The organism is Mucilaginibacter flavidus (assembly GCF_024055575.1).
Classification (GTDB): domain Bacteria; phylum Bacteroidota; class Bacteroidia; order Sphingobacteriales; family Sphingobacteriaceae; genus Mucilaginibacter; species Mucilaginibacter flavidus.
Map to the genome: position 1 here is coordinate 1 of NZ_JAMXOE010000050.1, position 12,218 is coordinate 12,218.

At 41.5% G+C, this 12,218-nt stretch carries 10 protein-coding genes; 3 read left to right on the forward strand and 7 right to left on the reverse strand.

The window, feature by feature from the left end; translation table 11 throughout:
* Positions 1-762 precede the first annotated feature (762 nt).
* Together NAF19_RS30250 and NAF19_RS30255 are read right to left on the reverse strand one after the other, a co-directional pair.
* Positions 763-1,155, reverse strand: coding sequence for a hypothetical protein (locus tag NAF19_RS30250; protein WP_252794180.1), 393 nt, complete (start codon positions 1,153-1,155; stop codon positions 763-765).
* An 875-nt stretch (positions 1,156-2,030) separates the two neighbouring features.
* A complete protein-coding gene (locus NAF19_RS30255) occupies positions 2,031-3,332 on the reverse strand; it encodes an Nramp family divalent metal transporter (RefSeq protein ID WP_252794181.1) in 1,302 nt (433 codons plus the stop codon).
* 299 nt (positions 3,333-3,631) lie between these two features.
* Between NAF19_RS30255 and NAF19_RS30260 the strand changes: the two genes are divergently transcribed.
* Entirely contained in the window at positions 3,632-3,778 is a 147-nt protein-coding gene (locus NAF19_RS30260; protein WP_252794183.1) for a hypothetical protein, read from the forward strand.
* Here NAF19_RS30260 and mgtA read toward each other — a convergent pair.
* The 5 genes from mgtA to NAF19_RS30285 form a co-directional block, all read right to left on the reverse strand.
* Positions 3,775-6,477 (reverse strand): magnesium-translocating P-type ATPase, encoded by a 2,703-nt coding sequence (gene mgtA, locus NAF19_RS30265; RefSeq protein ID WP_252794184.1) that lies wholly within the window; start codon positions 6,475-6,477, stop codon positions 3,775-3,777. The two genes, NAF19_RS30260 and mgtA, sit on opposite strands and share 4 nt — an antisense overlap.
* Positions 6,474-7,079 carry a manganese efflux pump gene (locus tag NAF19_RS30270; RefSeq protein ID WP_252794186.1) on the reverse strand — a complete coding sequence of 202 codons (606 nt, stop codon included), beginning with the start codon at positions 7,077-7,079 and terminating at the stop codon, positions 6,474-6,476. The genes mgtA and NAF19_RS30270 overlap by 4 nt, the downstream gene beginning before the upstream one ends.
* Before the next feature lie 30 nt (positions 7,080-7,109).
* Positions 7,110-7,268 (reverse strand): hypothetical protein, encoded by a 159-nt coding sequence (locus tag NAF19_RS30275; RefSeq protein ID WP_252794187.1) that lies wholly within the window; start codon positions 7,266-7,268, stop codon positions 7,110-7,112.
* Positions 7,269-7,478: 210 nt separating this feature from the next.
* Complete coding sequence (locus NAF19_RS30280; RefSeq protein WP_252794189.1) at positions 7,479-8,846, reverse strand: HAMP domain-containing sensor histidine kinase; 1,368 nt, start codon at positions 8,844-8,846, stop codon at positions 7,479-7,481.
* On the reverse strand, positions 8,843-9,526 hold the full coding sequence (locus tag NAF19_RS30285; protein ID WP_252794191.1) for a response regulator transcription factor: 684 nt from the start codon (positions 9,524-9,526) through the stop codon (positions 8,843-8,845). Before NAF19_RS30285 ends, NAF19_RS30280 begins: the two co-directional genes overlap by 4 nt.
* A gap of 593 nt (positions 9,527-10,119) precedes the next feature.
* On the opposite strand from NAF19_RS30285, the gene NAF19_RS30290 reads away from it, so the two are divergent.
* Both NAF19_RS30290 and NAF19_RS30295 read left to right on the forward strand, forming a co-directional pair.
* The gene (locus NAF19_RS30290) at positions 10,120-10,482 is read left to right on the forward strand and encodes a hypothetical protein (RefSeq protein ID WP_252794194.1); all 363 of its coding nucleotides are present in this window, start codon (positions 10,120-10,122) and stop codon (positions 10,480-10,482) included.
* Between the two features lie 318 nt (positions 10,483-10,800).
* Complete coding sequence (locus tag NAF19_RS30295; protein WP_252794196.1) at positions 10,801-12,129, forward strand: glycoside hydrolase family 95 protein; 1,329 nt, start codon at positions 10,801-10,803, stop codon at positions 12,127-12,129.
* Positions 12,130-12,218 lie beyond the last annotated feature (89 nt).

The window sequence follows — 12,218 nt, forward strand, 5'->3', positions numbered from 1 at the left end:
ATAATGGTTGGACTAAGGTGATACTCAAACCGGGAAAAAGTCCGGATAAATCTAAACAAGCTGCTAAGGAACGGGAACCAGTTTCCGTTTAGTTCTAAAAAAGACGAAGTTATTAAACCATAGCTTTGTCTTTTTACAATCTTCCGAATGAAATTACGATCGTTCGTGTTTACATAAACTTTTTGGGAATTAGCTTTTGGTTTATTGAGCGATGATGTGTTGGGCGGTTTATAAAAGGTTTGCCTTAATCTATTATTTTTTTATGATTAAAACAATAATAGATCAAGTTAGTTATTTTCACTTAAAAATAGCCTTCACTTAAAATACGATTTCTCCTTCCTTATGACCATTTTTCAACATACTTGAAGTACTTGGTGATCGGGTAAATCGCTTTCAAAAAACTGCTAAAATCTTTTATACAATTCGATTATTGAGATTCCGCCGGAATTAGGTGGTCAATATCAGCGGTATATCAATATTGACGGACAATTTTATTTACCTTGCCAATCAAGTAATCAAAATTCTTCATTGTCTGTGAATTAACATTTTCAGGGCATTAATAAAAATTAGATAGGATTATGTAAACCCCCGTTTGCGGCTTCTTGAAAAATCGTTTTTTGAAACGGTGAACAGTTCTTTCAAGTCGGATTGCATAGCCGATAGCGTAATAAAGATCTTTAAATCTAAAATGATTTCTAAGTTTGCATTCATACATGTAAATCCTTTATTTAATAAGACTGAGGGCGTTTCAATACTGTTAAATTAAGCAGCTTTCGTATCCGGATGGCGTGAAATCATTAGCCCGAAAATACAGGCCGTAATGATATAAAAAACGGCCATAATTGAAAAAATCAAAGGTGATTGATGGTTACTTAATACGGCCTTCGTCAATGTAATACCACCTATTAAAAAGTGAATTAAGTTTGCAAACGCAATCGGTCGGTTATAAATGCCACCTATTATAGCGCCTTTAGCCGTCCAATTCAGCATTGCAAACGCAAAGTATGTAGCACCTAACAACTGTAAGATAAGCCTTATAACTATAGAATTGCTTATTCCTAATAATACGATAATATTATCCGGTGCAAAGGTTAAGCTTATACCTATAGCGGCTAGCAAGATAGCAGTTGAAGTCATTATTAATTTAGTGTTCATCTGAAGTTTAGATTGGTGTTGTATGGTAAATATATCAATTATTAAATCTTCACCAAAGAAAGATAGGCATGACGAGAAGTCAACCCAATTATTAACAAGCTGGAAATAGCTGTGTATTCTTAACTTAATGACATTGGGAGCAATCTCCCTTATTTTGAAAATTGCCCGGCGGCGGGCTACGCCCGCCCGGAAAAATGCCCCCTGTTTTCCTATTATTTGATGATCATTAGCGAAAACAGGGGTTGCTTTTAAAACATTAAGAGGTATTCAGATTTAGCAGGTGAAATTTAGGGGTTAACATGTACCTATTTAATTAAGTATAAATTAAACCAACCTATTTATATATTTTTATACAATATTATTACTGTCCCAGGGATAGAAATAATGAAATTTATTAATTACGATATTGCGTTACGCATAACTCTTCATAGAAAACTGGTAATTTGAAATGAAAACGAAGGATAAGTATGACGCTCATGCCAAATGGTGCGGGCTTACTTATTTCGTTTTCAGGTATACCTGTACCTCTATGGCAGATAGGTTTGGTCTGCGCCATTTCTTTTAGTATCACCCGAATCATAGAATAAGGAGTATTAAGTGGACATTCCGGAAAGCTTGACCAAGCGATTCTGTGGGATGTAGATCACCGATTTGTGTAATTACTTTAGAAAATCACTATTAATAATCAATGAATTGATATGATCAAAGTGTCACGGAATTAACTGTTTGCTATTTCGGAACGAGGTGGTCAATGGCTCCGGAATTTCCAGTTTGTTTAAATTTAGGCATTTTATTTTAGTTTATTCTCTTCGCAAAGTTATTATTGGTGGGTTTAGTGCCTGCGATTATGACGCAATACCTTGGTTCGATGTGGTCTATTTTAAAATGGTATAAAACATGGCTAAAGCCGCAGCGCCCATTGCTATGAAGGTGATCCATAATAACACGCTTGAAAGCCAACCATTCTTATATTGTCCCATGATCCTCTCGCTGCTGGCGATTCTTACAATAAGAAATAAAAGGGGAACCGCCGCAACACCATTTAATACAGCCGCATATACCAGTGCTTTAACCGGATCAATACCGATAAAATTGATAAGCAGTCCGATCGTGGTCGCTATACAGATCACCGAATAAAAAGCTGGCGCTCTTTTCCATTTCAGGTTCAAACTTGACTTCCATTTAAAGGTATCACATACTGCATAAGCTGCTGAACCTGAAAGCACCGGAACAGCCAGCAATCCCAAACCTATAATCCCAACAGAGAAGATCAGTTTTGCAAAAAAACCAGAATGGGGAAAGCTATGCACCAGGGGTTCTAATGCTTTTGCCGCGTCGGCAGCGGTTTTCACATCCTTGATACCACTGTTATGAAGCACCGTTGCTCCAACAACAATAATACTCCAGGTAGCGAACTCAGAAAAAACCATCCCAAAGGTATTATCGATTCGCATTCTTCGGATATGCGGCCAGCTAATCTGAGGCTTGCCTCTGAATATCCGCCCTTCGGCCTTTTGCTCTTCAACTTCCTGTGAGGCCTCCCAAAAGAACATATAGGGGGAGATGGTCGTTCCAAGTACACCTGTGATAATAAACAGAAAGGCGAAAGTAAATTCAAAATGCGGAACTACGGTTGCTTTTAAAACCGTGGCCCATGGCTGGTGCACAATGAACAGCGTGATCGGATAGGCAAGCAAGGTAATAGCAAGCCATTTCAATATTTTGGAATAGGTCCGGTAGTTGGTAAAGATCTCTAACAACAAGATAATAATGGTAAACGCTAAAGTCAGTAAAACAAATGGAACGGGTACGAGTAATTGAGCAGCTGCTGCCATTGCACCGATATCCGCCCCGATATTGATCGTGTTCGCTACAACGACCAGGGAAACTACGCTGTATAATACAGTTTTGCTGTAATGTTGCTTAACTACCGCTGATATGCCTTTTCCGGTGACCAAACCGATCCGTGCACAAGCTTCCTGCACAGCAGTCATAAAGGGCAGCATGAAAAGCGCTGTCCATAACTGGCCGTACCCGAACTGCGCACCTGTTTGAGAATAAGTCGCTATACCCGATGGGTCATCATCCGCTGCGCCGGTGGTTAAGCCAGGTCCTAAAAGGCTCAGAAATTTAAGAATGTTTTTTTTTGGCCTTTTCGGCAGTTGTTCTTCTTCCATCGTTTTGTAATAATCAATAATTTAAATTAGTCAATAATTAATTTTTGTGGAATATTTTATGAACGTAGTTGGATTGCTGTTGTTTTAATTTTTTCCTGCTATAAAGACTTAGCAACACAATACTGACTAAGGAAAAGCCCGTTAACACATTTACCCAAATGAAATAATGTATAACTAACTCCTTATTAAGCAACAAAAATAAATTTGCGAAAATTGTAATGACTACGAGTCCGATAATTATGCGTGGTATAATTTTCATGCTGCAGATGGATTAAGTGAAACTTTCAAGTGCGTATTGTATGTCGTCAAACTACTATTTTGAAAACGTAAATATTGAATTGAGCGAAAAATTAGTGATGGAGATAATTCACCAGGTAATCGACCAGGAAGACGAGTATGGCCATCGCGATAATGGCCAGTACCCATTGTTTATTTTTCTTGCTTAAAGCCATTGACTGAATTTTTTGATGAACCATGTTTTTACCACTTGGGTTAACAGGCAGTAAGTGAATAAGATGCCAATCAGCCAGGGGAAAAAGGTCAAAGGCAGTGCTTCCATTTTAAAAGCTGTGGCAAATGGCGAGAACGGAATAAATATCGCTATTGCCATAATTACCGACGTCAAAGCCACTACCGGCGCAGTCGCCCAGCTTTGGATAAATGGTATTTTACGAGTGCGAATCATGTGTACAATTAAGGTTTGGGACAACAAGCTTTCCACGAACCACCCGGTTTGAAACAAACTTTGATGGGCGGGGCTATTGGCTTTGAAAACAAACCACATCACCGCAAAAGTTGCATAGTCGAATATGGAACTGATGGGGCCTATGAACAGCATAAACTTACTGATACCACGGGCATCCCATTTTTGGGGCTGGTCAATGAAATCGGCATCCATGCTGTCCCAGGGAATCGAGGTTTGGGATATATCATACAATAAGTTATTAACCAAAATCTGTATTGGCAGCATAGGTAAAAATGGCAGTAAAGCACTGGCACCTAACATGCTGAACATATTACCGAAGTTGCTGCTGGCGGTCATCTTGATGTATTTGATGATGTTTCCAAAAGTTCTTCTGCCATAGATCACCCCTTTGCGCAATACCATGAGATCTTTTTCCAGCAAAATAATGTCCGCACTCTCTTTGGCGATATCCACCGCTGTATCGACAGAAATACCCACATCGGCATCGCGCAGGGCAGCGGCATCATTGATGCCATCACCCATAAACCCGACGGTATGGCCCTTAGCCTGGAGCAGCTTAATGATCCGCGCTTTTTGTATCGGGCTTAGCTTAGCCAGGATACTGGTCTCATCCAGTTTTAAGGTCAGTTCCTGATCACTCATTTGTTCCAACTCTTTGCCTGTTAAAACATGCAACACCGGGATACCCACATCACGGCAGATCTTTTTGGTGACAACTTCGTTATCGCCTGTTAATACTTTGATGCTTACCCCTAATTTCTGTAAACCCTCAATAGCAGGTTTAGCAGACGGTTTGGCCGGGTCCAAAAAGCCTACAAAACCTGTCAATACCATACCGGTTTCATCCGCAACCGAATAGGTCAAAGGTCGTTCGTCATATTCCTTGATGGCTACCAACAGCACACGTAATCCTTCTTCGTTCAGTTTGCGTGATGTATTTAAGATGATCTTACGCATGGCATCATCCATCGGCACGATCTTGTCGTTCTCGATATGCAGCTGCTTGTCTTCACCCGGATCAAAGGCATGAGAACACAGGTCAAGCATTTCTTCCACAGCGCCCTTGCAGATCAATAAGTGCTTGCCGTTCTTTTCTTCGAGGATCACACTCATTCTCCGCCTTAGGAAATCAAAGGGTATCTCATCGATCTTGGTAAACGATTCATCCGCGTTGACGCAGCTATGTATTTCCGCATGTTCCAAAACCGCAACATCCAATAGATTTTTTAACCCTGTTTGGTGGAAGCTATTCAGGTAGGCCCATTTCATTACTTCATCATCCTCATCTCCAAAAACATTTAAATGCCTTTCGAGTACGATCTTGTCCATCGTCAGCGTCCCGGTTTTGTCTGTACACAATATATCCATCGCCCCGATATTCTGGATGGCGTTAAGACGTTTAACGATCACCTTGCGCTTGCTCATGCTTTTAGCTCCCTTAGCCAGGTTGGCAGTAACGATCATCGGCAGCATTTCAGGGGTAAGGCCAACTGCTATAGAAATGGCGAACATCAGGGCTTCAAACCAGTTGTGCTTAGTCAATCCGTTGATCAGAAAAACCAGCGGCACCATTACCAGCATAAACCGAATGAGCAGCCAGCTTACTTTATTCACTCCTTTATCAAAACTGGTTTCATTACGTTTACCTGTGATCGCTTTGCCGATTGTGCCGAAATAGGTCAGGTTACCCGTAGTTACCACGATGGCATGTGCCGTACCGCTCACCACGTTAGTTCCCATAAAGCAGATGTTTTCCAGTTCAAGCGGTGACTTTTTATCGGCGTCGGGAATAGCTAACTCCCTCTTTTCAACAGGCAGGGATTCTCCGGTCAGCATCGCCTGGCTTATAAATAGATCTTTTGATTGGATGATCCGGCAATCTGCGGGTATCATATCGCCCGCGCTTAAAAAGACTATATCACCGGGAACCAGGTCTATAATATTGATCTCGAATTTACCTTTGCCCTGGCGCAAAACGGCCGCGGTAGTTTTCACCATGCTTTTTAATTCTTCTGCAGCACGGTTGCTGGTATACTCCTGCCAAAACCGGAGCAATGAGCTTAACATGACCATTACACTGACCACAATAACAGTTTTATAGTCGCCTTCACCCGGTGCCGCCATCAATACATCCATCACAAATGATACACCAGCCAGGATGATCAGCACAGCAATAAATGGGTTCAAAAAAGCCTGAAATAATTGCACATACCAGGCGGGGGCCTTTTCGTGCTGTATTTCGTTTAAGCCGAATTTTCCTTTTTTATTGGTTACTTCAGCCTTACTTAATCCCTGTTCACTACTTTCCATCGTGGTATAAAAGGAGGTGTGATCTTCTTTTGACACCTGGCGAAGTAGGGTAACCGCGGCTTCGTCAAATCCTGATACCGCGCCGCTTCCGGGAGTTTTTAATTTCCTTGTAGTTTCTGTTAAAGTCATTGGATATTATGCTTAAGTAGTTCAATAATTAGGAGTACGCTTCCGATCATCACCAGGAATACGGACACCGTGTTGAGGTATTTAAATGTTTTTTCAAAATGATATTTCCCCAATAATGCGCCTCCAAGCAAAAAAATACCGGTAAAAACGAGCAGCGAGAGGATGAATATCAGACGGTCAAGCTGGAGCCAGTTCAAAGCGCAGCCAAAAGCAAATACATAGACAGCAGTACCTAAACCGATCTCCAGGAAGTCCTGGGTATCAAATAAAACCTGCTTAACCGTTCCGTTTTTCCTTTTCAGTTCCTGGGCCATCTTAATGCTCATTGAAAACAATAAGCCGATCGCTATCAGTTGTTCCTGCCCGGATAGTATATGTGTAGTATACAAACCGAACCACTTGCCATAGAAAAATACCATGTTCTGGATGATAAAAAGTAAAAAGAATAGCAGTAGCCAGCGGGGAGGGCGCACCGTTTGTTTCGGGTCTTCCATTCGGGATTCCCGAAAAATGGCCATTCCGTTGCCGCTTACAAAAGCAATCACCAGGTTGTCAGCCGCGACCCCGGCAGCAATAAAAATTAAAGCGATATTACAAATCATGGTCACGGTGATTAACTTGGTTTCTTTTCATTAGCAATCCATTGGTAAAACAGCAGAGAAGTTGAAGCTCAATACGGCGGATGGCGCACAGGCAAATACCTTTACAGGTTTCTGCTTGCGCCCGGCAACTAAAGTATAAGAGGTATTGGAAGGAATTAAAGTGGTGTGGGTTTTTTCTTTTTTACGCATGACGATAAATTTGCCCCGGTTTATCCGGACTGCGTAAATAAGCGTCCTGGGTTAGCGGGATATAACTACTTGATAATTTGTACTCGGACCAGTATCCATTTTGTTTTGTATGATAATTTTCTTTGTGAAATGCGATGCAAAGGTAAATCGCCTCCGATAAACTGGCCGTTAGAGAAGTCTTATAAAAGTATTAGAAAACCATTAGAAACACTAAACGTGGGGAAGCTCTACGGTGAAAGTAGTGCCTTCGTTTCTTTGGGAAGAAACGGTGATCGTGCCTTTGTGAAGTTCGATAATTTTTTTGGTGAGTGATAACCCGATCCCGTTACCGCCCGCAAATTGCTGATTGGAGCCCCGGTAAAAAGCGGTAAATATATGGGGCATTTCTTCGACATCCATTCCGATACCATGATCCTGGAACCGTAAAATGGTTTTTTCTTTGAAATAGGTGATGGCAACTGCCGCTTCTTTATCAGCCGAAAACTTACACCCGTTTTCCATAAGGTTAATAAAGGCGACTTTCAACAAATACTCGTTACCCATCACCGAAATAAAATCATCATCTTCAATTTCCTTTTCAAAAATAATATTGATCCTGCATCCCGGCTGATCATGCAAGGCATCGTTACGCGCGTCAAGGATAAGTTCATCCAGCCGTAATTCTTTAAAACCGATTTCGGTATGGTCGTAATTGGCTTTAGCCAGGTCAAGCAGGCTATTGGATAACCTTACCAGTTTTTGCGCATCACTGATCGCATGGTATATCGCGTCCCGGTAGTATTCATTGCTTCTATCTTTTTCTGCCGTAACCTGTAGCTCGGTGAGCATTGCTGTTAACGGTGTTCGCAATTCATGGGAAATATTGGATACGAATTCTTTTTGGGCGTCAAATGATTTCTCCAGCCTGTCGAGCATGGCGTTAAATGTCACCGCCAGTTCTGCGATCTCGTCTTTACCATTACCCTCTTTGATCCGGAGGTCGAGGTTTGTAGCAGTGATTTCTTCTACCTTGTCAACCATGTCTGAAACTGGTTTCAGCGCCTTGCTCGAAAAAATATGACCCGCGATATAAATGAAAATGATCGACACGAAGAATGCGATGAGCAGGGTTATTTTTAAGTTACGCAATTTCGCATAGCCATTCTGGTCATTCGCAGCGGAGGTGATTACATAGTCTTTGCCGTTATGATGATAAAAAATGCCAACGACCTGCATTTCCCCTTGATAAAAGGTGATCCGCTTTTTGGCCACGATCTCATCGATCATTTGACGCGTTTCTTTCACCTTGTCAATTTCAACAGCATCATGATATAATAAGTGAAAAGAAGTATCGTAAATAGCCACTTCTTCCTGAAATTGGGCATTGGGTGAATGTTTGTAGATCAGTTGCAGAACTCCGGGCTGCACTTTGGCGTCCAATAACAGATTAGCTTTGGTAATGGCTGTGTGGCTTAAGGAATTATAATATTCTTCCTCTCTGCTTTCGGAAAAAGAGAAATAAACAACCAAAGCAAAAGCAAGTAATAATGCTGCTATGATTTCTGTAAAAAGAAACGTAAGCCGGTTTCGGATCGTCATTTTTCTGTTACAAAAATAAATCCAAGACCCTGTTTGGTATGGATGAGTTTATCGGTAAAGTCTTTATCAATCTTTTTCCTAAGGTAATTAATATACACATCAATAAAATTAGTGCCTGTATCAAAATGGGTATCCCACACCTTTTCAGCTATTTCGACCCTTGATAAAACCCTTTCGCTGTTCTGCATCATATACTCCAGCAGTTTCAGTTCCTTAGGCGTAAGATTGATTGTTTTACCTGAACGGCTTACGGTTTTTGTTTGATTGTTTAACTCAAGGTCGGCGTATTTTAAAATACTGGGCTGTAAAACATGGATGCCAATTTTGCGGTTCATCACCGCCCGGATGCGCACTAATAATTCCCTGAAATCAAATGGTTTAACTAAATAATCATCCGCGCCGGCATCGAATCCCTCCACCTTATCATCCGTAGTACCCAATGCTGTTAGTAAAATAATGGGCATATTCGGTTTGGCCATCCTTATTTCACGGCAAAGTTCAAGACCGGTCAATTGAGGTAAGATAATATCAGAGATCAACAGGTCATATTGATGCTGAAGCGCCAGTTTTTTGCCGCTTAGGCCGTCATAAGCGATCATAACGCTATGTCCCTGTTCTTCCAGACCCTGTTTGACCAGGCTGGCGATACGTTCTTCATCTTCTACGATCAGAATCCTCATATCGGAGAGATGTAGCCCTTTAAGACGAGTTCTTTAATTTTTTTTATTGATTTCATCGCGTCCTTCAAGTATCGACAGGCAAATTAAAGGATTTAAAATTAGTGGACAAGCTGTAAAGCTTTGAATAAATTAAACTCCTAATAAAGCGTAAAGTTTATTTTGATGCCAAATATGTCTTCAACCTAAAAATTTGAATATTTTGAGGTGCAAAGTTTTTCACCAAATTTTAATCCCCGCAAACATATTACAACACTCTTTAAAGCAAAAATCGTATATTTGAACAGTCAATAAAGTGGGCACCTAACTAAGCACCTGAAGTTTGACTTTCTACATAAGTTGCTGATAATAAGCTAATTAAAAAGATAGGTTCGAGCCCAGGTGGGCGCACTGATAAAGCCTCTTAGTTTTACTAAGGGGCTTTTTACTTTCAGGGGCCGCCGTTAATCTGCGGGCAAAGCGTGAACCTAACGTTATCAACCGAAGGCAATCATGCACATCATATCTACCACAGGATGAGCTCCGGGCTACAACAGACATCGACGGCTTTTTCAAATTAATGTTTACATTTAATAAATTATTTAACCTCTCATACTATGAAAAGAAAGATACTGACAACGGTAGCTTTGATCCTTACCTTTGGCGCGGCATTCGGATATTTTGGCGGCATTGATGGCAAATGGTCTGCTATGCTGAAAGGGCCGGATGGCAATGAATTTCCGATAAGTTATACTTTTAAAACCGATGGTACGGCGCTCTCAGGTAAAGTAACCTCATCGATAGGCAGCTTCGATATTTCTGATGGCGTGGTGAAAGGCGACAGCTTATGGTTCACTGCTAACATCAATACCATGAAGATTAAAAACATAGGCAGATACTATGCCGATGGCGACTCAATAAGCCTGCGGGTGGGTACCAGGTCGACTCATACTACATTGAAACGCGCCATGGATAAATAAATTCTTCATCCATAAAGCACGATTAAATCCTTGTAGTAAATTGACCCTCAATTTATTATAAGGATTTTTTATTTTAAGGTGGGAATGATGTTTTCGACCAATCCTTCGGTTCTGCTCTGAATACAAACCGGCGGGGACGGAGCAGGGATAGCGAAGACTTATTTAACCGCTAAAAATGATTAATGATATGCAAAAATAGCTTATCAATTATAGTCAGGGTATCATACTTTTGAAATAGATGAATTGGCCGAATCGCCGGTGATCAACACAGACGGGATCGCAAAGTCGATCCTAAATAAGCTTATTGAACCCTAAGATATGATAAACGTAAAATCAATACTCATCATGTGTGTTTTGCTGGCAACAACTGCAGCGTATGCCACGGATGGTAAACCTGGTAAGTTGTGGTATAAACAACCTGCAAAAAAATGGGACGCAGAGGCGTTGCCTATTGGAAATGGTAGAATGGGCGCAATGTTGTTTGGCGGTATCAAAACTGAGCATATTCAATTTAACGAACAAAGCCTTTGGGGTGGCGACAATAATTGGGATGGTGACTATGAAACCGGCGACCACGGGTTCGGTTCTTACCGCAACTTCGGCGAAGTTGTTATCAACTTTGATCATGCCGATATTGCCGCAGCATACCAGCGAATGTTGAATATCTCTACGGGTGTTCATACCACTTCTTTTAGTATAAGCGGTGTACGTTTTGAGCGGGAGGCGTTTGCGAGTAAACCCGATCAGATGATGGTTTTTAAATATACTGCCAGTAAAAAAGCAGCGCTGTCTGGAAGTATTGCCCTGGCTTCGGCCCAGGGAGCAGCCAGTATCGCAAATAACGGTGAACTAAGTTTCGCAGGCGAGATGCCGAACCATTTGAAGTATGCGGCAAGTTTAAGAGTTGAACACCAGGGTGGTGTTGTAACGCATGAAGGCAACACTTTAATATTTAAAAACTGTAGTTCGCTACTTATTTACCTGGATGCGCGAACGAATTATAAGCCTGACTATCGATCGGATTGGCGCGGTACCGACCCTATGCCATTAATTCAACAGGAACAGAAGACAGCATCTCAGTTTGGCTATCAAAAATTGCTGGACCGGCATATAAAGGATATAACCCGTTTAACTGGGGCTGCCACAATTGTGATTGGCAAAACAGGCCCTGAGTTGCTGGCGCTCCCCACCGATATTCGGTTGAAAAAATATGCATCAGGAGGCAATGACCCTGGTTTGGAGGAAGCCATGTTTCAATATGGCCGGTACCTGTTAATAAGTTCTTCCCGTCCGGGTGGTTTACCGGCCAATTTACAGGGCTTGTGGAATAATAGCAACACACCACCCTGGGCCGGTGATTATCATAACAATATCAACATCCAAATGAACTACTGGTCGGCCGAATCCACGAATTTATCTGAATGTCATCTCCCTCTGATTGATTTTATTGTTGCAGCGGAGGAAGCCTGCAGGATTGCAACGCGTAAGGCATTTGGGCAAAACACCAGGGGATGGACAGCGCGTACAAGTCAGAGTATTTTTGGCGGCAATGGCTGGGAATGGAATATCCCCGCAAGTGCCTGGTATGCACACCATGTTTTTGAACATTGGGCATTTACGACTCACTGTTGTCCGGTAAACGGATAAAAAAAACAGGGGCATAAAAACCCCTGCATAGTTTAATTTTGAATTACCACACTCAAAAGTTGAACTATGCCCAAAAGTACATTTTTTAC

What these genes read in the sequence shown, in the direction of transcription:
- mgtA (WP_252794184.1), bottom strand. Translation starts at nt 6,477, where the DNA reads ATGACTTTAACAGAAACTACAAGGAAATTAAAAACTCCCGGAAGCGGC.
- NAF19_RS30250 (WP_252794180.1), bottom strand. Translation starts at nt 1,155, where the DNA reads ATGAACACTAAATTAATAATGACTTCAACTGCTATCTTGCTAGCCGCT.
- NAF19_RS30295 (WP_252794196.1), top strand. Translation starts at nt 10,801, where the DNA reads ATGATAAACGTAAAATCAATACTCATCATGTGTGTTTTGCTGGCAACA.
- NAF19_RS30275 (WP_252794187.1), bottom strand. Translation starts at nt 7,268, where the DNA reads ATGCGTAAAAAAGAAAAAACCCACACCACTTTAATTCCTTCCAATACC.
- NAF19_RS30290 (WP_252794194.1), top strand. Translation starts at nt 10,120, where the DNA reads ATGAAAAGAAAGATACTGACAACGGTAGCTTTGATCCTTACCTTTGGC.
- NAF19_RS30260 (WP_252794183.1), top strand. Translation starts at nt 3,632, where the DNA reads ATGTCGTCAAACTACTATTTTGAAAACGTAAATATTGAATTGAGCGAA.
- NAF19_RS30285 (WP_252794191.1), bottom strand. Translation starts at nt 9,526, where the DNA reads ATGAGGATTCTGATCGTAGAAGATGAAGAACGTATCGCCAGCCTGGTC.
- NAF19_RS30255 (WP_252794181.1), bottom strand. Translation starts at nt 3,332, where the DNA reads ATGGAAGAAGAACAACTGCCGAAAAGGCCAAAAAAAAACATTCTTAAA.
- NAF19_RS30270 (WP_252794186.1), bottom strand. Translation starts at nt 7,079, where the DNA reads ATGATTTGTAATATCGCTTTAATTTTTATTGCTGCCGGGGTCGCGGCT.
- NAF19_RS30280 (WP_252794189.1), bottom strand. Translation starts at nt 8,846, where the DNA reads ATGACGATCCGAAACCGGCTTACGTTTCTTTTTACAGAAATCATAGCA.